General features: G+C 67.6%; 19 protein-coding genes. 7 read left to right on the top strand and 12 right to left on the bottom strand.

Going from position 1 to position 20,676, the window contains the following annotated elements; translation table 11 throughout:
* From SI859A1_RS08165 to SI859A1_RS08210, 10 genes are all read right to left on the bottom strand, one after another.
* Positions 1 to 834, bottom strand: coding sequence for an enoyl-CoA hydratase family protein (locus SI859A1_RS08165; RefSeq protein WP_085931391.1), 834 nt, complete (start codon positions 832 to 834; stop codon positions 1 to 3).
* On the bottom strand, positions 834 to 1,376 hold the full coding sequence (locus tag SI859A1_RS08170) for a MarR family winged helix-turn-helix transcriptional regulator (RefSeq protein WP_009209328.1): 543 nt from the start codon (positions 1,374 to 1,376) through the stop codon (positions 834 to 836). The genes SI859A1_RS08165 and SI859A1_RS08170 overlap by 1 nt, the downstream gene beginning before the upstream one ends.
* Positions 1,373 to 2,137, bottom strand: coding sequence for an SDR family NAD(P)-dependent oxidoreductase (locus tag SI859A1_RS08175; protein WP_009209329.1), 765 nt, complete (start codon positions 2,135 to 2,137; stop codon positions 1,373 to 1,375). The genes SI859A1_RS08170 and SI859A1_RS08175 overlap by 4 nt, the downstream gene beginning before the upstream one ends.
* Before the next feature lie 121 nt (positions 2,138 to 2,258).
* The gene (locus SI859A1_RS08180; RefSeq protein ID WP_009209330.1) at positions 2,259 to 3,524 is read right to left on the bottom strand and encodes a flavin-dependent oxidoreductase; all 1,266 of its coding nucleotides are present in this window, start codon (positions 3,522 to 3,524) and stop codon (positions 2,259 to 2,261) included.
* A 32-nt stretch (positions 3,525 to 3,556) separates the two neighbouring features.
* The gene (locus SI859A1_RS08185) at positions 3,557 to 4,015 is read right to left on the bottom strand and encodes a cupin domain-containing protein (RefSeq protein ID WP_009209331.1); all 459 of its coding nucleotides are present in this window, start codon (positions 4,013 to 4,015) and stop codon (positions 3,557 to 3,559) included.
* Between the two features lie 66 nt (positions 4,016 to 4,081).
* Positions 4,082 to 4,780: an ABC transporter ATP-binding protein gene (locus SI859A1_RS08190; RefSeq protein WP_009209332.1), complete on the bottom strand. Its 699-nt coding sequence runs from the start codon at positions 4,778 to 4,780 to the stop codon at positions 4,082 to 4,084.
* Positions 4,780 to 5,535: an ABC transporter ATP-binding protein gene (locus tag SI859A1_RS08195; RefSeq protein ID WP_009209333.1), complete on the bottom strand. Its 756-nt coding sequence runs from the start codon at positions 5,533 to 5,535 to the stop codon at positions 4,780 to 4,782. The genes SI859A1_RS08190 and SI859A1_RS08195 overlap by 1 nt, the downstream gene beginning before the upstream one ends.
* Positions 5,532 to 6,551, bottom strand: coding sequence for a branched-chain amino acid ABC transporter permease (locus SI859A1_RS08200; RefSeq protein ID WP_009209334.1), 1,020 nt, complete (start codon positions 6,549 to 6,551; stop codon positions 5,532 to 5,534). Before SI859A1_RS08200 ends, SI859A1_RS08195 begins: the two co-directional genes overlap by 4 nt.
* Positions 6,548 to 7,474 (bottom strand): branched-chain amino acid ABC transporter permease, encoded by a 927-nt coding sequence (locus SI859A1_RS08205; RefSeq protein WP_009209335.1) that lies wholly within the window; start codon positions 7,472 to 7,474, stop codon positions 6,548 to 6,550. Before SI859A1_RS08205 ends, SI859A1_RS08200 begins: the two co-directional genes overlap by 4 nt.
* A 147-nt stretch (positions 7,475 to 7,621) precedes the next feature.
* Complete coding sequence (locus SI859A1_RS08210) at positions 7,622 to 8,803, bottom strand: ABC transporter substrate-binding protein (protein ID WP_040325558.1); 1,182 nt, start codon at positions 8,801 to 8,803, stop codon at positions 7,622 to 7,624.
* Between the two features lie 323 nt (positions 8,804 to 9,126).
* On the opposite strand from SI859A1_RS08210, the gene SI859A1_RS08215 reads away from it, so the two are divergent.
* Positions 9,127 to 11,505 (top strand): oxidoreductase, encoded by a 2,379-nt coding sequence (locus SI859A1_RS08215; protein WP_009209337.1) that lies wholly within the window; start codon positions 9,127 to 9,129, stop codon positions 11,503 to 11,505.
* Between the two features lie 27 nt (positions 11,506 to 11,532).
* Here SI859A1_RS08215 and SI859A1_RS08220 read toward each other — a convergent pair whose 3' ends face one another.
* Positions 11,533 to 12,069, bottom strand: coding sequence for a biliverdin-producing heme oxygenase (locus SI859A1_RS08220; protein WP_148233778.1), 537 nt, complete (start codon positions 12,067 to 12,069; stop codon positions 11,533 to 11,535).
* Positions 12,070 to 12,124: 55 nt separating this feature from the next.
* On the opposite strand from SI859A1_RS08220, the gene SI859A1_RS08225 reads away from it, so the two are divergent.
* Positions 12,125 to 14,305: a histidine kinase dimerization/phosphoacceptor domain -containing protein gene (locus tag SI859A1_RS08225; RefSeq protein ID WP_009209338.1), complete on the top strand. Its 2,181-nt coding sequence runs from the start codon at positions 12,125 to 12,127 to the stop codon at positions 14,303 to 14,305.
* Between the two features lie 86 nt (positions 14,306 to 14,391).
* On the opposite strand, the gene SI859A1_RS08230 is transcribed toward SI859A1_RS08225, so the two are convergent.
* A complete protein-coding gene (locus SI859A1_RS08230; protein WP_009209339.1) occupies positions 14,392 to 15,426 on the bottom strand; it encodes a GntR family transcriptional regulator in 1,035 nt (344 codons plus the stop codon).
* Positions 15,427 to 15,659: 233 nt separating this feature from the next.
* Here SI859A1_RS08230 and SI859A1_RS08235 point away from each other — a divergent pair, with 233 nt between their 5' ends.
* The 5 genes from SI859A1_RS08235 to SI859A1_RS08255 are packed head-to-tail and all read left to right on the top strand — an operon-like array spanning position 15,660 to position 20,357.
* Entirely contained in the window at positions 15,660 to 16,403 is a 744-nt protein-coding gene (locus SI859A1_RS08235) for an SDR family oxidoreductase (protein ID WP_009209340.1), read from the top strand.
* Positions 16,400 to 17,524, top strand: coding sequence for an Ldh family oxidoreductase (locus SI859A1_RS08240; protein ID WP_009209341.1), 1,125 nt, complete (start codon positions 16,400 to 16,402; stop codon positions 17,522 to 17,524). Before SI859A1_RS08235 ends, SI859A1_RS08240 begins: the two co-directional genes overlap by 4 nt.
* A gap of 29 nt (positions 17,525 to 17,553) precedes the next feature.
* Complete coding sequence (locus SI859A1_RS08245; protein ID WP_009209342.1) at positions 17,554 to 18,558, top strand: C4-dicarboxylate TRAP transporter substrate-binding protein; 1,005 nt, start codon at positions 17,554 to 17,556, stop codon at positions 18,556 to 18,558.
* Between the two features lie 30 nt (positions 18,559 to 18,588).
* Complete coding sequence (locus tag SI859A1_RS08250) at positions 18,589 to 19,083, top strand: TRAP transporter small permease (RefSeq protein WP_009209343.1); 495 nt, start codon at positions 18,589 to 18,591, stop codon at positions 19,081 to 19,083.
* A complete protein-coding gene (locus tag SI859A1_RS08255; RefSeq protein WP_009209344.1) occupies positions 19,077 to 20,357 on the top strand; it encodes a TRAP transporter large permease in 1,281 nt (426 codons plus the stop codon). Before SI859A1_RS08250 ends, SI859A1_RS08255 begins: the two co-directional genes overlap by 7 nt.
* Positions 20,358 to 20,676: the final 319 nt, after the last annotated feature.

Consider the following 20,676-nt stretch of genomic DNA (forward strand, 5'->3'; position numbering starts at 1 on the left):
TCAGTTCCCTTCGAAAACCGGCTTGCGCTTGGCCGCGAAGGCCTCGAAGGCGCGGCGGAAATCGCCGGTCTTCATGCACAGGGCCTGGGCGATCGCCTCGGCGTCGATCGCCTCGTCGACGCCCATCGCCCATTCCATCTGCAGCATGCGCTTGGTCACCGAATTGGCGTAGGTCGGACCTGCGTTGAGCGCGGCCGCCATCTCCATCGCGGCGTCCAGTGCTCCGCCGGCCTCTGTCACCCGATTGAAGAAGCCCCAGCGCTCGCCTTCCTCGGCGCTCATGAAGCGGCCGGTGTAGAGCAGTTCGGAGGCGCGGCCCTGGCCGATGATGCGGGGCAGGATCGCGCAGGCGCCCATGTCGCAGCCGGCAAGCCCGACGCGGTTGAACAGGAAGGCGACCTTGGCGCCGCTGGCCGCGATCCGCATGTCGGAGACCATGGCCATGATGGCGCCGGCGCCGGCGCAGATGCCCTCGACGGCGGCGATGACCGGCTGCGGGCAGGCGCGCATTTCCTTGACGAGATCGCCGGTCATGGTGGTGAAGGCGTGCAGTTCGGCCGCTTCCATCTTCGTCAGCGGCTCGATGATCTCGAAGACGTCGCCGCCGCTGGAAAAATTGCCGCCCGAGCCGGTGACGACGATGGCGGTGACGTCCTCGTCGAAGCGCATCGCCCGGAAGGTGTCGCGCAGCTCGGCGTAGCTCTCGAAGGTCAGCGGGTTCTTGCGATCCGGCCGGTCGAGGGTGATCACCGCGACGCCGTCGTTGATCGCGAGGCGGAAATGCTCGGGCACGAAGTCCCGCAACGGTGCGGCGATCGCGTTCTGGCGCTTCATCACTCGTCCTCTGGCTTTGATGGTACGGGTCCGGCGCGGCTGGCGTCATGGACCGAGTGCTTGAGGTCGCCGAGCCGCGACCAGAGTTCGGTCTGCTCCTTCGGCGAGATGCCGGCGAGGAGTTCGGCCAGCCAGTCGCTGTGGGCGCAGGCCATGCGGGTGAAGGTCGCGCGGCCCTGCTCGGTGAGGCGCACGCGCGCCGAGCGCCGGTCGTGCTCGGAGACCTGACGCTCGATCAGCCCCTCCTGGACGAGACGGTCGACGAGGCCGGTGACATTGCCGTTGGAAACCATCATCCGCCGCGACAGCTCGCCGAGCAGGATACCGTCGGACGAGCGTTCGAGCTGGGCCATCAGGTCGAAGCGGGGCAGGGTGGTGCCGAACTGCTCGCGCAGGCGCTTGCGGATCTCGGCCTCGACGAGGTTGGCGCAGGTCAGGAGGCGCAGCCACAGGCGCAGTTCGGCGCGGTGATCCTGCGGGCTCTCGCCGACCTTGGATTCGGCGTCGATATGGTCGATCGGGGTCTGCCGGGTGACACTCACAATTCGCCTCCCGCGATCGCGATCGCCTGGCCGGTGACACCGCTGGCGCAGGCTCCGGCCAGCCACAGCACGCTGTCGGCGACCTCCTCGGGCCGGATCAGCCGGCCGAGCGGATTGACCCGGGTGAAATCCTTCAGGATTGCATCGCGGTCGCGGCCGGTCTTTTCCTCCAGCCGGTCGAGGGAGCCGGCGATCAGCGCGGTGTCGGTGTAGCCGGGACAGACGGCATTGACGGTGATGCCGGCGGTGGCCAGCTCCAGCGCCAGCGAGCGGGTCAGGCCGATGACGGCGTGCTTGGCCGCCGTATAGGCGCCGACATAGGCATAGCCCTTGAGGCCGGCGGTCGAGGCGACGTTGACGATGCGGCCCGTACCAGCCGCCTTCATCGCCGGTACGACGGCACGGATCGCGGTGAGCACCGGCTCGACATTCAACGCCATCATCCGCCGCATCTGGTCGACGTCGAGGCGTGACAGCGGAGCGGTCTCGGCGGCGCCTGCATTGTTCACCAGCACTTCGATAGGGCCCGCGTGCTCGGCGGCGGTCGCGAGCGCTGCTTCCAGCGCTGCGGCGTCGGTCACGTCGGCGGCGACGCCGGCATGGGCGCCGAGTTCGGCGCGGGCTCGTTCGGCACTTTCGGCGCTGCGGCCATGCACCGTCACCCGGTCACCGGCGGCGACGAAGGCGGCGGCGATCGCGTGGCCGATCCCGCGGGTGGAGCCGGTGACGAAGACGTGGCGAGGGCTGGCAGATGGGGTCATGACGACCTCCGATGAATTTGTTTAAGCCTAAACTATCTGGTCGTGCTGCGGCAAGCGTGTCGGCTAGTGTTCGGGACCGCCGCTGTTCGTGGCCGCCGCTTCAGGACCGCGGTCGGGGGGATCAGGCGTTGGCGGCGCGGCGTTCGGCGACGAGGCGGTCCGGTTCGGCGGCAAAGCCCGCCTTGCCGGCATAGCCGCCGACGATCGCCTTCAGTTCGGCCCGGCTCATGACGTCCTCGACATTGGCGAAGCCGGCGGGCGCGCGCTTCTCGACCTCGTCGATCACCCGCTCCGGGCCGCCCTTGCGGTTGAGGCGGACGATCTCGGCAGTTTTGGGCAGGCGGTCCTTCTCGTATTCCCACAGCGCCTGGCGCGGATGTTCCGCGCGCTCCAGGCAGTCGGCCAGCGAGCGGGCGTCGAGGATCGCCTGCGAGGCGCCGTTCGAGCCAACGGGATACATCGGGTGGGCGGCGTCGCCGAGCAGCGTCACCCGGCCGAAGGTCCAGCGGGGCAGGGGATCGCGGTCGCACATCGGGTATTCGAAGGCCTGTGGCGTCGCCTCGACCAGCGCCGGGACGTCGTAGTCGGGAATGGCGAAGCGCTTGGCATAGGGCAGGACCAGCGAGCGCAGGGCCGGGCGCGACCAGCTTTCCTTCGGCGGCGGGGACTTGGCCCCATCGGCCATCTTGATGTTGACGACCCAGTTCATCAGCTGGGTGCCGTCGCCCTTCTCGGCGATCGGATAGAGCACGAACTTGGCGCCCATGCCGCCGCCGATCGCCATGGTGCGACCGTCGCGCCAGCTCTTCCATTCGGTGGCGCCGCGCCACATCAGGACGCCGTTCCAGCAGGGCGCGCCCTCGTCCGGGTAGAAGCGCTTGCGGGCGGTGGAATGGATGCCGTCGGCACAGACGAGAATGTCGCCGCGCACGGTGGTTCCGGCGTCGCCGCGGACGAAATCGGTGAAATGGGCGGTGACGCCACCCTCGTTCTGGATGAAGCCCGACAGGCTGAGGCCGGTCTTCACCGCGTCCGGCCCCAGCCGTTCGACGACGGCATCGTAGATCAGCTTCTGCAGCCGGCCGCGATGGATGGAGAACTGCGGAACGGGGTGGCCGGCGTCAATGCCGCGCAGCTCGCTCCACACCTCCTGGCCCTGGCGGTTGTAGTAGACCAGTTCACGGGTGCGCAGGCCGACCTTGTCGAGGGCCGGCAGAAGGCCGATCTCGGCGAGTTCGCGGATGGCGTGGGGCAGGGTGTTGATGCCCACCCCGACCTCGCGGACAGCCGGCGACTGTTCGTAGATCTCGGCCTTGATGCCGCGCTTGTGCAGCATGAGCGCGGCGGTCAGCCCGCCGATGCCTGCGCCTGCGATGATCACCTTCATGGCCTTGCCTCCTTGCGCCCCCTGGTCCCCGCCTATTCCGCGTCTGGCGGCGGCAGGAAATCGACCTCGTGCTGGGCCGAGACGGCGACGACTTCGGCCGGGTCGGCGGTCGGTCCGAGATTGTGCAGCGCCCAGAACAGATCGTAGAGGCGCTGGGCCGGGGAGACCCAGAAATAGCACTTCACGTCGGAATCCGTCCGGTTGAACAGGCCGTGCGGGATGCCGCGCGGCAGGCGGACGAGATCGCCCGGCTCGGCATGGCTCTCCTGGCCGTCGAGGATCACGTCGAGACGGCCTTCCAGCATGTAGACGAATTCTTCCTGGGTCGGATGGATATGCGGCGGCACGAAGGTGCCGACCGGGAAGGTCGCGTGCCAGGAGAACGAGCTCTCGGCATGCTGCTTGGGCACGTAGATCTGGCCCAGGATGTTCCAGCTTATGCCGTCCATCCCCTCGTTGGCCTTGGTGACGCCGGCGGTCATGATCGGCATGGGCGTGGCTCCTTGCTTGCGGAATCGAAAGGCGTGGCGCCATTGGCACCGCGGTCGGTGCGAGGCCTACACATGGAGGAAGCGTTCCTTCACGGCAGGGGTCGCCCTGAGTTCGGCCGTCGTGCCGGTCCAGGCAACGCGGCCCTTCTCGATGACGACGTGGCGATCGGCGAAACGGGCCAGCGCATCGACATTCTTGTCGATGACGAGGATCGCCTCGCCGGCGTCCTTGATGGCGGTCAGGCAGGTCCAGATCTCTTCGCGGATCAGCGGGGCAAGCCCCTCCGTCGCCTCGTCGAGAACCACCAGGCGGGGATTGGTCATCAGCGCCCGGCCGATGGCCAGCATCTGCTGTTCGCCGCCCGAGAGCTGGTTGCCCATGTTGCGGCGTCGTTCCTTCAGCCGGGGAAACAGGCGGTAGATCTCGGCCAGCGTCCATTTGGCGGGGCCGCGGCCGGCACGATGGGTGGCGACGAGGTTTTCCTCGACCGACAGGGTCGGGAAGATCTGGCGGCCTTCCGGCACGAGACCGAGGCCGCGATTGGCGACGACATGGGGCTGGCGGCCGGTCACATCGACGCCATCGATGGTGACGCAGCCACCGCGCGGCTTCACGAGGCCGAAGATCGAGTTGATCGTCGTGGTCTTGCCCATGCCGTTGCGCCCGAGCAGCGTCACGACTTCGCCGGCGCTGACTTCGAGGTCGATGCCGAAGAGGATGCGGCTGTCGCCATAGGCGCTCTGGAGATTTTCGACCCGCAGCATCAGGCGGCCTCCTCCTCGCCGAGATAGGCGGTCCTCACTTCGGGATGGACGCGGACCTCCTCAGCGGTGCCCGTGGCGATCAGCCGGCCATAGACCAGGACGCTGACCCGGTCGGCAAGGGCGAAAACGGCATCCATGTCGTGCTCGATCAGGACGATGGTGTGCGTGGTCTTCAGTTCGGCCATCAGCGCGACCAGAACCGCCGATTCCTCGTGGCCGGTGCCGGCGAGCGGCTCGTCGAGCAAGAGGAGCCGGGCGCCGGTCGCCAGTGCGATGGCGATCTCCAACTGGCGCTTTTCGCCATGGGACAGGCTGCCGGCGCGCCTCTCGGCCCGATCGTCGAGCCTGACGCGGGCAAGCGCCGCCATGGCGGCGTCGTTGAGCGCGGTCTCGCGCGCCGCGGAGGCGAAGAAGCGGAAACTCGAGCCCGAGCGCGCCTGCACCGCCATGGCCGCGTTTTCCAGAACGGTGAAGCCGTCGAGGATCGAGGTGATCTGGAAGGAGCGGGCCAGTCCGCGGTGCACGCGGCCCGCCATGTCGACCCGGGTGATGTCCTCGCCGGCGAAGTGCACCGAGCCGCCGTCGCTGGCGAGACTGCCGGAGAGCTGGTGGATCAGCGTCGTCTTGCCGGCGCCGTTCGGGCCGATGATGGCGTGGAGTTCGCCGGGCATGACTTGGAAGCTGACATCGTCGGTGACGTGCAGGGCGCCGAAGGCCTTGCGCAGATTGCGGATGTCGAGAAGCGGTCCGGTCATGACGTTCCCCGTCCGGCAATACGGCTGACGAAGCCGGCGATGCCGCCGCGCGTGAACAGGACGAGCAACACCAGGAAGATGCCGAGGCCGAGCTTCCAGTGTTCGGAGATCTGGGCCAGCCAATCCTCCAGCAGCAGGAAGGCGACGGCGCCGGCGATGGGGCCGACCAGCGTGCCCATGCCGCCGAGGACGACCATGACGATGAGCTCACCCGAGCGCTGCCAGCTCATATAGGCGGGCGAGACGAACTCGGCCTGGTTGGCGAGGAAGACCCCGGCGAGGCCGGCGATGGCGCCGGCAATGACATAGGCGGTGAGCTGGTAGGGGAAGGGCGCGAAGCCGATCGCCTGCATGCGCACGCGGTTGTCGCGGGTGCCGCGCAGGACACGGCCGAAGCGCGAGCCGACGACGGCGCGCAAAGCGACGAAGGCAAGGGCGAGCGCGGCGAGGACGACGTAGAAGAAGGTCAGATTGCCCTTCAGGACCGGCGCGCCGAACAGCGTCGAGCGGGCGGCCAGCGTGATGCCGTCGTCGCCACCATAGGCCGACAGCGAGACCATGAAGAAATACGCCATTTGGCCGAAGGCGAGGGTGATCATGATGAAATAGACGCCCTTGGTCCGCAGCGAGATGGCGCCGGTGACGAAGGCGAAGAGACTGCAGACGAGGATGGCGACAGCGGCCTGGACCAGGATGTCGTCGATGCCGTGGGCGGCGAGGATCGCCACCGAATAGGCGCCGAGGCCGATGAAGGCGGCATGGCCGAAGGAAACCAGCGCGCCATAGCCGAGGATCAGGTCGAGGGAGAGGGCGGCGAGGGCGAAGATCATGATCCGCGTCGCCGTGACCAGCAGGAACTGGTCGTCGATCGCGGTGGCGAGCAGCGGCAGCAACGCCAGCGTGACGAAGATCAGCCCGGCGGCGAGGGCCGTTCCGCGCCCGTCGAGGCGGCTTGGGCGGCGCTGGGGCGCGACATCGGGCGTTTCGCCGGCAAGGGTCAGGTCGCTCGCGCTCATTGGGCCGCCCCCTTGGCCGGGAAGAGCCCGGCCGGCCGGAAGAACAGGACGGCGGCCATCAGGATGTAGATCAGCATGGGCGCGAGGGTGCGGCCGGTCTGGGAGGCGGCGGACGGGTCCATGAGGTTGCGCAGGAGGATCGGGCCGAAGGTGCGGCCGAGCGTGTCGACCAGCCCGACCAGCAGCGCCGCCACGAAGGCGCCCCGCACCGAGCCGACGCCGCCGATGACGATGACCACGAAGGTCAGGATTAGGATGGAATCGCCCATACCCGGCTGAACCGACAGGATCGGCGCGACCATGGCGCCGGCAAAGCCCGCCAGCATGGCGCCGAGGGCGAAGACCAGCATGAAGAGCCGGCGGATGTCGACGCCGAGGGCCGAGATCATGGGCGCGTTGGTGGCGCCGGCGCGCAGCCGCATGCCGATCCGGGTGTGGCTGACCAGGATGTAGAGCCCGAGTGCCGTCGCCAGACCGGCGGCGATGATCAGGACGCGGAACAGCGGGTAGCGCATGTTGCCGATCAGCGGCATCGAACCGGACAGGACGTCCGGGATCGGCACGCTCATGGGGGCTGCGCCCCACAGCATCTGGACACCCTCGTTGAGGATCAGGATCAGGCCGAAGGTCGCCAGCACCTGGTCGAGATGATCGCGGTCGTAGAGGCGGCGGAAGATCAGCACTTCGAGGATGATCCCGAAGAGCAGCGTCGCCGGAATGGTCAGGGCGAGGCCGAGGAAGAAGTCGCCGGTATAGGCCGTCAGGGTCGCGACCAGATAGGCGCCGACCATGTAGAGCACGCCATGGGCGAGATTGATCAGGTCCATGATCCCGAAGATCAGGGTCAGGCCGGCCGCGACCAGAAACAGCAGGATGCCGAACTGGAGGCCGTTGAGCGCCTGGAGCAGAAAGAGATTGAGCATGCCGGGTCCCGCTGCCGCGACCGCTCGTTCACCGGGCGGGGGCGTGTGGTTCGTCGCAGGGTCCGGCTCGCGCCGGAAGTCGCATGCGCGACGTGGGTCGTTGGCGCTCCGGCCCGCGCCTGGCGGACCGGAGCCTGAGGCGGCCGGTTACTGCATCTTGCAGTCGGCGGCGTAATTGTCCTGGTAGTCGTCGAAAATCTTCTGCTCGATCTGGGTCTGGTACTTGCCGTCGTCGCGCTTGGCGACCTTGACCAGATAGAAGTCCTGGATCGGGTAGTGGTTGTCGCCGATGGAGAAGTCGCCGCGCAGGGACAGGAAATCGGCCGCCTTCAGGCCGGCGCGCAGGGCGTCCTTGTCGGAAAGGTCGCCGCCCGCCGCCTTGATGGCGCTGTCGATCATCTGGGCCGCATCATAGGCCTGCATGGCGTAGGTGCCCGGCACGCTGCCGTATTTTTCCTCATAGGCGGCGACGAAGGCCTTGGACTGCTCGTTGTCCATGTCCGGCGCCCAGTTGGCGCCGCCGAAGAAGCCGACAGCTGCGTCCTGCTGGGCCGGCAGCGTCGTCTCGTCGACCGTGAAGGCGGAGAGGAACGGAATGTTGTCGAGGCCGGCCTGGCGGTACTGCTTGACCAGGTTCACACCCATGCCGCCGGGCATGAAGGTGAAGACCGCATCGGGCTGCTCGGCGGCGATCTGCGCGAGTTCGGCCGAGAAGTCGAGCTGGCCGAGCGGGGTGTAGATCTCGTTGACCACCTCGCCCTTGTAGGAACGCTTGAAGCCAGCGAGCGAATCCTTGCCCGCCTGATAGTTCGGCGCCAGCAGGAAGAGCCGCTTGTAGCCGGTGTCCTCGGCGTATTTTCCGAGCACCTCGTGGACCTGATCGTTCTGGTAGGACGAGACGAAGAGGTTGGCGTTGCACTCGGCGCCGGCGAAGTTCGAGGTGCCGGCATTCGGGCTGATCAGGAAGGCGCCGCCGTCGGTGACCGGCTTGGCGATGGCCATCAGGATGTTGGAGAAGATCGGCCCGACGACGAAGTCGGCATCGTCGCGCTCGACCAGTTCGCGCGCCTTGTTGGCGGCGATGTCAGGCTTCAGCTCGTCGTCGACGGTGGTGATCTCGGTCTCGAGGCCGCCGAGCTTGCCGCCCATCGTCTCGACCGCCAGCATGAAGCCGTCGCGGCCCTGTTCGCCAAGCACCGCGGCCGGCCCCGACAGGGTGAACATCAGGCCGACCTTGAGCTTGTTGTCGGCGGCATCCTGCGCGAGCGCGCTGCCGGTCAGGGCGGTGGCCGCCAGAAGGCCGAGGGCAACGGTGCGGATCATTGTCATTCCTGCATCTCCATGCAAAGTTTCTGCGGCAGATCCGGCCCCGCCTCGGCGGTCCGTGCCCTTGTTCGGCATGCGGCGCGGCGCCTCTGCGCCCCGAACCGAAAATTAGTTTACACATAAAATAGTGCCTCGCAACCGGATTGGCCGAATTTTTGGGCGTGCCTAAATATGCTGCAGTGCGGCGGCTATATATGCGCTGCGGCAAGGGCGAGCGGCGCCGAGAATCTGGCCGCGACGCCTTGACCCATGCCCCGCTCCACGGTGATAGTTTAACTCTAAAATATCTGGCTGCGGGTGTCGGTCCCGCCTACAGGAGAGCAGCGATGCGCATCACCGTAATCGGCGGCGGCCCCGGCGGCCTCTATTTCGCGCTGCTCACCAAGAAGCAGCGGCCCGACTGGTCGATCGACATCTACGAGCAGAACCAGGCCGAGGACACGTTCGGCTTCGGTGTCGTCTTCTCCGACGAGACATTGCACGAATTCCTGTCGCGCGACCGGCGGTCCTTCGACCGCATCCGCCATGAATTCGCCTATTGGGACGACGTCGCCATCCACAAGGACGGGCGCGAGATGCGCTGCGGCGGGAACGGCTTTGCCGGCATCTCGCGGATGAAGCTCCTCGCCATCCTGCAGCAGCGCTGCCGGGAGGAGGGGATCGGCCTGCATTTCGGCGTGTCGGTACCGCCGGAGGAGATCGCCACGCGCTTTGCCGATTCCGACGTGATCGTCGCGGCGGACGGCGTGAATTCGCGCATCCGCGAGCATTTCCGCACGGCCTTCGAACCGGATGTGGCGATCAAGTCGAACCGCTTCTGCTGGATGGGATCGACCCGGCCGATGGACGAGTTCAACTATTTCTTCCGGCAGACCGAGCACGGCATCATCTGTGCCCACACCTACCAGTACGAGGCGGGCCGCTCGACCTGGATCTTCGAGATGGACGACGCCTGCTGGCGCGGCCACGGCTTCGACGGCATGGACGAGGCGGCGTCGAAGGCGGCGCTGGAAGCGCTCTATGCCGACGAGTTGCAGGGCCATCCGCTGCTCCTGAACCGGTCGAACTGGCGGCAGTTTCCGCGCATCTTCTGCAATCGCTGGTCCCACGACAACATCGTGCTGCTCGGCGACGCCAAAGCCTCGGCGCATTATTCCATCGGCTCGGGCACCAAGCTCGCCATGGAATGCGCCATCTCGCTGTCCGATTCGGTGGTCGCGCATGGCCCGTCCAGCGTTGCGGCCGCCTTCGCGGCCTATGAGGACGCGCGGCGCACGCCCTGCCAGATCACCCAGCACAATGCCGACGTGTCGCTGGCCTGGTTCGAGAACATGAACCGCTCCTGGGACATGGAGCCCGAGCAGTTCGCCATGGTGGTGATGTGCCGGGCCAAGGCGATCACCTACGACAATCTGATCGTGCGCGATCCCGGCTTCGTCGAAGCCGTCGATACCGCCTTCTACGAGCGGGTCTACCGCGAGACCGGCGAGGATTACCGCGAGAGCCGGCCAACGCCGATGTTCACGCGGTTCCGGCTGCGGGAGATGACGATCGAGAACCGGGTCGCCATGTCGCCGATGGCGCAATATTCGGCCGATGCGGACGGCAATCCGACCGACTGGCACTTCGTCCACTACACCTCCCATGCGCTGGGCGGGGCCGGCCTGATCTTCACCGAGATGACCTGCCCCTCGGCCGATGCGCGGATCACGCCGGGCTGCACGGGCCTGTGGACCGACGCGCAGGAAGCGCATTGGAAGCGGATCGTCGACTTCGTTCACGCCAATTCGACGTCGAAGATGGTGCTGCAGCTCGGTCATGCCGGGCGCAAGGGGTCGACCCAGCTCGGCTGGGAGAAGATGGACATGCCGCTGGCCGACAAGGCGGCGAACTGGCCGATCGTCTCGGCCTCGCCGCTGCCCTATCACGACGGAATCAGCCAGGTGCCGAAGCCGCTGGACCGGGCCGAGATGGACCGGATCACCGCGGATTTCGTCCAGGCGACGGAGCGGGCGGACCGGGCCGGCTTCGACATGCTGGAGCTGCACTGCGCCCACGGCTATCTGCTGGCCTCCTTCCTGTCGCCGCTGACCAACCATCGCGACGACGCCTATGGCGGGTCGGTGGAAAACCGGCTGCGCTACCCGCTGGAGGTCTTTGCCGCGATGCGGGCGGCCTGGCCGGCGCACAAGCCGATGTCGGTCCGCCTGTCGGCCACCGACTGGGCCGAGGGCGGGATCAGCGAGGCGGACGTCTTCGCGATCTCGGAGGCATTCGCCACTGCCGGCTGCGACCTGATCGACGTGTCGGCCGGCCAGACCGTGGCCGATCAGGCGCCGGTCTACGGCCGGATGTTCCAGGTGCAGTTCGCCGAGGCGATCCGCAACGTGCCGAAGATGGCGGTGATGGCGGTCGGCGCCATCACGGAGGCGGCGCAGGTGAACACCATCCTGCACACCCGCCGCGCCGACATCGTCGCGCTCGGCCGTCCGCATATGTGGAACCCGTATTTCGCCCGCGAGGCGGCGGCCTGGTACGATACCCGCAACCAGCCCTGGCCGAAGCAATACATCTCGGGCCGAGACCAGGCCTATCGCGAACTGACCAAGAAGCGGGCGCAGGAGATCGAGCTGCGGCGCAAGGCCCGGCCGCGGCCGCACGATGCCAAGGCCAGCGATTCGCCGGCGCGCCAGGCCGCCGAGTAGGGCAGGCCGCCGAGTCGGGTGGGCCGGCTAGCCGGCCTCGGCGAGCGCGGAGCGTTCGAACAGGGCGAAACAGGCGGTGGCGGCAGCAATCGCGCTGGCGATCGTGGGCTCGTCCTGGCTCTCGCCCCATCCATCGAGGTCTGCGAGCACGCTCCGCCAGCCGCCGCGCTCGTGGCGTGCCGAAAGCAGGCGGCGCGGATAGGCGACCGGCACACGGCGTTGCAGCACCGCGCCGCCGAGCCGCGAGCCCTCCAGAACATAATGGATGCCACGCGCCGCCACCGGCGATTTGGGGCCGTCGAAGGGGGCCGATGGCGGGACGGCGATGCCCAACTCCTGAAGGTCGGCGACCACCAGATCGCTGCGCGAACAGGTCGCGGCTACCGAAATGCCGGCGGCGATCGCCTCGACGGCGGGCAGTGCCCTTGCATGGGCTCGCAGGAAACCGCCATAACCGGACCGTGTTGAGAGGTCGAAGGCACTGAAGGCGGTGTCGACCCGCAAATGCAGTGACGAAGTTTCCGTGCGCAGGCGTTCGGAAAACGTCCCGTTCGGTGGTGGCATGCAGTGATCCGTCGCTCGTGACACGTTCCCGTCCGACGTCGACAGGAGGCCACAGGTGAAAGCAGATATCCCCGCCAGTCTGCAAGACTCCCTGCGTGCGGTCTCCGAGGACGAGCTGACGCTCTGCGACCGCGAACCGATCCACATTCCCGGCTCCATCCAGCCGCACGGCATGCTGCTGGTCGCCGACCGGGGGACGCTGGACGTCGTGGCAGGGGCCGGCGACATCGAGGGCCGGCTCGCGCCGCAATGGCTCGGGCGTCCGCTGGCCAGTCTCATCGGCAGCGCGGCGGTGGAGATTGCCCTGGGGATCGAGGACGAGACCTCCGCGGTGCTCGATCCGGTGACCGGGCTCGTCAACTCGCTGGACGGTGTCGCGCACCGCACCGGCGAGTATCTGCTGATCGAGCTGGAAGACGCGGAACGTGCGGGCGCGAGCACGGCGCGCATCTTCACCCGGATCGAGGAGGCCGGTGCGGCCCTCGCCCGGACCCATGATCTCCTCGATCTCTGCGAAGCGGCGGTCCAGCAGTTCCGCGCGATCACCGGTTACGACCGGGTGATGATCTATCGCTTTCACGAGGACGGGGCCGGCTCGGTGGTGGCCGAGGACCGGGCCCCGCACCTCGTCTCCTTCCTCAATCACCAGTTCCCGGCAACGGACATTCCGAAGCAGGCGCGGGCCCTCTATGTCCGCAACCGGATCCGGGTGATTCCCGACGTCTGCTACGAACCGGCGCCGATCCGCGCCGCGGAGGCCGGGCTGTCGGAGGTCGACCTGTCCGATGTCGGGCTGCGCAGCGTCTCGCCGATCCATATCCGCTACCTCCAGAACATGGCCGTCGGCGCCTCGGCCTCGATCTCCATCGTCATGGACGGGCATCTGTGGGGGCTGGTGGCCTGCCATCACGACGAGGCGAAGGCCATATCGCTGTCGGACCGCACCGCCTGCCGCATCCTCGCCCATACGCTGTCTCAGCAGATTGCCGCCAAGGACGAGGCGGAACTGACCCGCGAGCGGGTCCGGATCCGGGCAAGTGAAGACACTGCCCTGGCGCTGTACGACCCGGAATCCAGCTTCGAAAGCTTCATGGAGGGAGCGGGCCCGGAGCTTTGCCGCATGCTGGGGGCCGACGGGCTGGCCGTCCTGTCCGGCGCGCAGATCACCACTTTCGGTCGCTGCCCGGACGAGGCCGACCTCCGCACGATCGGCGAGTGGGTGAAGGACAAGGCGGCGCCGTTCCCGTTCCTCACCGACCGGCTGGCGTTGCATTGGCCAGAGGCGAAGGCGTTCCAGTCCCGGGCCAGCGGTCTCCTGGCGGTCTCGCTCTCAACGGAGACGCCGATCTGTCTGATCTGGCTGCGGGCCGAGAAGATCGAGACCGTCGAATGGGCCGGTAATCCCCACAAGGGCGCCTCAAGCGATCCGAATGCCGTGCTGACGCCGCGGTCGTCCTTCGAGACGTGGAGCGACACGGTCCGCGGTCGGTCGCGGCCCTGGTCGATCGCCGAGGTGGAATCGGCCAGCCGCGTCGGCCGACTGCTGCGCGAACGCCGTCAGGCGATTCGGCTGAGGGAGCTGAACCGCGATCTCCTCGAGACCGTGCGCGAGAACCAGTTGCTCCTGCAGCAGAAGGGCTTCCTGCTGCGGGAAGTGAATCACCGCGTCCAGAACAGCTTGCAACTGGTCGCCGCCTTCCTGCGCATGCAGGCCCGCGATCTCGACGACGCGGCGACGAAGAGCCAGCTGTCGGAAGCGCAGCGGCGGCTGAACGCGGTCGCGCTCGTCCACCGGCGGCTCTATTCGGGCGAAAGCGTCGAGATCGTCGACCTCTCACGCTACATCCGCGACCTGTGGACGGATCTTGCGTCGTCGATGGACGGGGTATGGGCAGAACGGGCGCGGCTCGACCTCGCGCCAGTCCAGATCGCGGCCGACCGGGCCGTCCATGTCGGGCTGATCATGACCGAACTGGTGATCAACACGCAGAAATACGCCTATGACGGCAAGGCCGGTCCGTTGGCGATCCGCCTCGACCAGCATCTCGGCCGGTTCCGGCTCGCCGTCTCGGATCGGGGCGCCGGCAAGTCGCGCGACCATCAGGGCTTCGGCTCGAAGATGATGCGCGCGATGGTCGACCAGATCGAAGGCACGCTGGAGGAGGCCGGAAACCGGCCGGGTCTCGTCACCACGGTCAGCGCACCTGTCGAGCGATCCCTGCACCACGGCAGCTGAGGCGGAGTGGCCGCGGCAGCGTTCTTCGCCGCAAGACCTGCCGCGCGCCGTGAAACCGAGCCGCGGGCAGGGCGTCCCGGCGGGCATCAATCCGTCGGCAGCCGTTCCAGATAGGACAGATCCTCGGCATCGAACTCGCGCCGGATCAGATCGACGCGAGAGATCGCGCGGTCGCCCGAGATGATCAGATGGTCGGCCAACGCCTTCGCGGCCCTGTCCGTCTCGCCGGCCAGCAGATGGTCGATCACCGCCATATGCTCGGGCAGGAACGGTTCGGCGTCGAACAGACGCGGCGTCCAGCGATAGAGGAACCGGTGGGCGATCAGCAGCGACTGGGGCAGGGTGATCGCCTGCATCAGCGCATAGGTGCCCGACAGGTCGAGCAGCGTGACATGGAGATCCTTCTCCAGCGCGTCGAGCGTGGCGCCGGTGACATCGCCCGCCGCCATCGCCTCTTCCAGCCGTGTCCGCATCTGCGTCAGCAGTGACGCCGGCGCGTGGGGCGCCGCCTTGGTCAGGGCGATCGGCTCGAGAATCGAGCGCAATTCGTAGAGTTCGGCGATATGGTCGGGCGTCAGCGCCGGCGCGTACCAGCGGCCGCGATCGTCCTTGCGCAGCACGCCGCGTTGCTGCAGGCGGCCGACCACGTCGCGCGCCACGGTACGGCTGACCCCGTAGTGGCGGGCGAGCCGCGCCTCGTTCACCCTCCAGCTGGCGAAGGAGATTCGGGCGATCACCTGGTCCTCGACCTCGCCATAGATCCGCTCCCAGCTCGGCGAGGATTGCAGCGGACTGCCGTCATGCGCCGGCGACGCGGTATTCCCGGGCAGGGGGGGCTTTCGCGCCGACGCGTTGCCGGCAAGGACGGCATAGCCCTTGCCCTTCACGCGTTTGACGAGGCCCTGCTGCTCCAGTTCCGACAGGGCGCGGCGCACGGGCGCGCGGCTGATGCCGAGCCGCTCGGCCAGCAGCGATTCGGTGAGGTGGCCCAATGCCGGCAGGGTGCCGTCGCGGATCTGCTCGGCGATGAGCTGCGTCGCCCGCTCGTAGAGACGCGGCGTGACGCCGGAGACGCTCTCCTTTTCGATGTCCTGGACCCTCTCGACGCGCCCGTCAGGCATCGTGTCTCCCTCGCAACCCCGGCGGATTCGACCGGTGCCAAAGTGTTTCGGATGTCGCCCATGGCGTCAAACCGGATGCCGGCCCCGGGACGCGATCGTCGCACTCCCTGCTTCATGAGCGCTTGCGATCGCCCGTTATCCGCCGCCGCGCTCCCCCCTTTTCTCTCCGCGGTTGATATGTATAGTGTAGACATACGACATAGAGCGGGGGCTCGTGGCAGGGAGGAACGGGAATGAGCGGACGGCTCGAAGGGCGGCGAGCTTTCGTGACGGGGGCCGGCCAGGGGATGGGCCGTGCCATCGCGCTCCTGTTCGCCACGGAGGGTGCGGCTGTCGTTGCTGCCAGTCGCACCCTCGCCAAGATGGACGACCTGCCGCGTCTGGCGCCGTCGATCAGGCCGGTCGGTCTCGACGTCACCGATCGGGACACCGTGCAGGCGGCGATCGCGGCTGCGGGTGATCTGGACATTCTGGTCAATTGCGCCGGCTGGGTTCACAACGGCAGCATTCTCGACTGCAGCGAGGAGGATTGGGCGAAGAGCCTGGAGCAGAACGCCACCTCCTGTTTCCGCACCATCGGCGCCGCATTGCCGGGGATGATCGCCCGCGGGCGCGGCTCGATCATCAATGTCGCCTCGGTCGCTTCCAGCATTACCGGCGTCGCCAATCGGGCCGCCTACGGTGCCAGCAAGGCCGCCGTGATCGGCCTGACCAAGCAGGTCGCGCGGGACGTCATCCGCACCGGCGTGCGCGTCAACGCGCTGTGCCCCGGCACCACGGCCTCTCCATCGCTCGAATCCCGCATCGCGGCCAGCGCCGATCCCGAGGCGACGCGCCGCGAATTTGCCGAGCGCCAGCCGATCGGGCGGCTGGGCGAGGTCTCCGAAATGGCGGCTGCGGCGCTGTATTTTGCCGCCGACGATGCGGCCTTCACCACCGGCCAGATCCTGGTCGTCGACGGCGGGCAGACGCTGTGAGCGCGGTCGCCGACCAGACCGGCCGCCACGGCGCACGCATCGGGCTCGACGAACTCGCCCGCTTCTGCACGGCCGGCCTCTCGGCGGTCGGCGCCGACGATGCGACGGCCGAGGCGGCGACGCGGGCGATGATCCACGGGTCGCGCTGCGGCGTCGACAGCCATGGCGTCCGTCTGCTGCCGCATTATGCAACGGTGCTGCGCGAGGGGCGCGTCAATCCGCGGCCGACGCTCGCCTTCTCGTCGAAGGGCGGGGCAGTCGCCACGCTCGACGCCGACGACGCCCATGGTGCGCTGGCCACCTACAGCGCCATGGACCGGGCCGTCGAGATCGCCGGCGGCCAGGGCATCGGCGCGGTGGCGATCCGCAATTCCTCGCATTTTGGCCCTGCCGGCGCCTATGCGCTGGCGGCGGCCGAGCGCGGGGCTATCGGCATCGTCATGTGCAATTCCGACGCCTTCGTGCGGCTGCATGGCGGCGCGCGCCGCTTCCACGGCACCAATCCGATCGCCTGCGCCATTCCCAACCCGGACGGAGCGCCGTGGCTGCTCGACATGGCCACCAGCGCGATTCCCTACAACCGCGTCAAACTCTACGAGAGCCTCGGCGTGGACCTGCCGGAGGCCGTCGCCTCGGATGCGGAGGGCCGGAATACGGCGGACCCCGCTGCGGTCGAGATGCTGGCCCCGCTGGGGGCGGCCTTCGGCTTCAAGGGCGCCGGGCTTGCCGGCCTGGTGGAGATCTTCAGCGCCGTCCTCAGCGGCATGGGGCTGAGCTTCGACCTCCTGCCGATGGGCGGGCCGGACCTTTCGACCCCGCGCGGCCTCGGCGCCTTCGTCATGGCGGTGCGCACCGATGCCTTCGTCGACCGGGAGATCTTCGATCGCGGCATGCGCCGTTACGTCGGCGAACTGCGCGCCGGCGCGACCGCACGGGGCGCTGAGGTCATGGCGCCGGGCGACCGCGAATGGGCCGAGGCGGAGCGGCGCACCTCCTATGGCGCGCCGGTGGACCCGGCGACGATGACGGAGTTCCGGTCCCTGGCGGACCGGTACGGGCTGGAGATGCCGGCAACAGCCGGGTCCGGCTCGACGCCGCCCGCGCAAGCGGGCGCAAGCTGACCACGAGATCGCAACAGGGAGGATCGACAATGAGCGTGCTGGCAAGGCATCTGAAGACGCTGTCTCTCGTGGTGGGGCTCGGCCTCTTCGCGCAAGGGGCGGTGTTCGCGCAGGACAGTTTCGAGCTGCGTTTCAACCACGTGCTCGGGCCCAACGAGCCGTTCCACAAGGGCTTCGAGGCCTGGGCGGAGCGGGTGAAGGAGCGCACCGACGGCGGGCTGACGATCCAGGTCTTCCACAGCGCCCAGCTCGGCGTCGAGGAAGACATCATCGAGCAGATCCGCCAGGGCGCCAATATCGGCCAGAACACCGACGCCGCGCGGCTCGGCACCTATGTCCCGGGCATCGCGGTGGTGAACGGACCCTACTTCGTGAGCTCGCTGGAGGAATCCTTCAAGCTGGCAGATTCGCCCACCATGCAGGAATGGCAGGCGGAGCTTGCCGAGCAGCATGGGCTGAAGGTCGTGTGCTTCGACTGGGTGCAGGGCTTCCGGAATTTCTACACCAACGGGCCGGTGCGCACGCCGGAGGATCTGAGCGGCCAGCGCATCCGCACCCCGCCGGCACCGATCTGGCAGGAATCGATCCGGGCACTGGGCGCCGAGCCGGTGGCGATGAATTTCGGCGACGTCTATCCCGGCCTGCAGCAGCGGGCGATCGACGGGGCCGAACTCGTCTATCCCAACATCACCGCCGCCAATCTCAACGAGGTCGTCGACCACGCCAATGAGACCAAGCATATCCTCCTGACCAATTTCCAGGTGGTCAGTTCGCAATGGTTCGACGGCCTACCACCCGAATACCAGACCGCGCTGGTCGAGGAATGCCGCGCCGCCGGCCAGGCAACCTCGGCGGAGATCGAGGAGGCGACGCAGACGGCCAAGGCGACCCTGAAGGAGCGGGGCATGACGATCGTCGAGGACGTCGACATGGAGGCGTTCCGGGCGGCCGGCGAGAAAGCCTACGAGACGCTGGGTCTCGTCGAGGCGAAGAACACGGTCCAGGAAGAGATCGGCATCAAGGCGGGCCAGTAACGGTCCGACACGACGCCGGCGGGGAGATCCATGCCAAGCCTCTATCGGTTCATCCTGCGGGCTGAGGCATGCCTCGCCGGCCTCCTGTTGATGGCCATGGTCGTGCTCATCTTTGCCGGCGGCGTCGCCCGGATGATGCACACGCCGATCAACTGGACCATCGATCTGGCGACCTGCGCCTTCGCATGGGCCTCGTTCCTCTGCGCCGACATCGCCTGGCGCAGGGGCGCGCTGATGGCGATCGACATCCTGCCCGAAATGGTGCCCGCCGGCGTGCGGCGGGCACTGGAATTCGTCAATTACGGGTTGATCGCGATCTTCCTCGTCTGCGGCATCTATGCCGGCACGCTGCTCGCCTGGATCAGCCGGGCGCGCAGTTTCCAGGGCATCCCCGGGATCAGCTATTCCTGGGTGACGATGAGCCTGCCGGTCGGCTGCCTGCTGCTGCTCGTCACCACGCTCCTGAAAATCCGTGACGCGCGTCGCGCCGCGGTCCGCGCCGAGGGCGCCCAACCGCCATGCTGATCGTCACCATCGCCTTCGTGGTCCTCATTCTGATCGGCATGCCCATCGCCTTTGCGATCGGCACTTCCGGGGCGCTGTTCTTCGCCCAGCATCCCGAGCTTCCCTTCACCATTCCGGTGCAGGTCACGGTGTCCCAGACCCAGAATTTCGCGCTTCTGGCGATCCCACTGTTCATCGTCGCCGGCAATTTCATGAACCGGTCGGGCATCACCGAGCGGCTGCTCGACCTCGCCTCGGTGCTGACCGGCCGGCTGCGCGGCGGGCTGGCGCAGGTCTCGCTGGCGCTGTCGGCGCTGATGGGCGGGGTGTCGGGATCGGCGATCGCCGACGCGGCGATGCAAAGCCGCATGCTCGGCGACGAGATGACGAAGCGCGGCTTCACCCGCGGCTTTACCGCCGGCATCCTGTCCTATGGCGCGGTGCTGACGCCGATCATTCCGCCGGGCATCGGCATGATCCTCTACGGCACGATCGGCCAGGTCTCGATCGGCCGCCTGTTCGCCGCCGGTTTCGTGCCGGCGCTGCTTCTGTGGATCGGGCTCGGCTTTGCCGTCTGGCTGACCGCCCGGCGGCGCGGCTACCAGCCGCAACGCCGGACGCGGCCGAAGCTCGGCGAGGTCACGCGAGCCTTCACCGGCGGCATCTGGGCGCTGCTGTTTCCGGTCTTCCTGCTGGTCGGCCTGCGCATGGGCGTCTTCACCCCGTCGGAGATCGGGGCGTTCGCCGTGCTCTACGCGCTGTTCATCGGCGTGCTGGTCTATCGCCAGATGGGGATGAAGGGTTTCGTCGAGGGGCTGGAAAGCAGCCTGGCCGATGTCGGCTCGGTGATGTTCCTGATCGCGCTGTCGGCCATCTTCAGCTACGGCATCGTCCTCGAGCAGGTGCCCGAGACCGTCGCCGGCTGGATCGTTGGGCTGACCCACAATCTCACCGGCGCGATGATCCTGATCTGCGTCGTGGTGGTGGTCATCGGCTTCTTCATCGACGCCACGGTGCTGATCATCATGCTGACGCCGATCGTCCTGCCGGTGGCGCGCGATCTGGGCGCCGACCCTGTGCATTTCGGCATCGTCTTCATCATCGCCGCGACCATCGGCAATTTCACGCCGCCGGTCGGCGCGGCCATGTATGCGGTCTGCTCCATCCTGCGCTGTCCGATCGGCGAGTACACGCGGGAATCCGCACCGTTCCTGGCGGCGGTCGTCGCGGTGACCGTCCTGCTCATCCTGCTGCCGTCCATCGTCCTGTTCGTACCGAACATGATCTTCGGCTGAGGGACGGTCCGCCGTTCGGCGGCCATGTGGGAAGGATGGGCGTCCGAGCGGCGCCGGCTCGTCCGGGTATCCGGAGATGCTTTCACCCCGCCAATACCGCGCACATGGCGAATAGCCCGGCAGGGGAGGGGGCAGGCCGAGCCGTAAAGGCCAAGGATCCGGAATGGTTTGACAGAGTGGGCACCTGGGCTGACAACGCCTCTTCCCAGGGCTCGTGCGAGGCCCACCAGGCGCCGCGATCGACGAAACGACTTTTTGCGAAGTTTTTGCGACTGTGGTCGTTGACAGGGTCGGATGGGGTGGCCTATATCGCGTTCAT

The sequence above is a fragment of the Aurantimonas manganoxydans SI85-9A1 genome (assembly GCF_000153465.1).
In the GTDB taxonomy this organism is placed as follows: domain Bacteria; phylum Pseudomonadota; class Alphaproteobacteria; order Rhizobiales; family Rhizobiaceae; genus Aurantimonas; species Aurantimonas manganoxydans.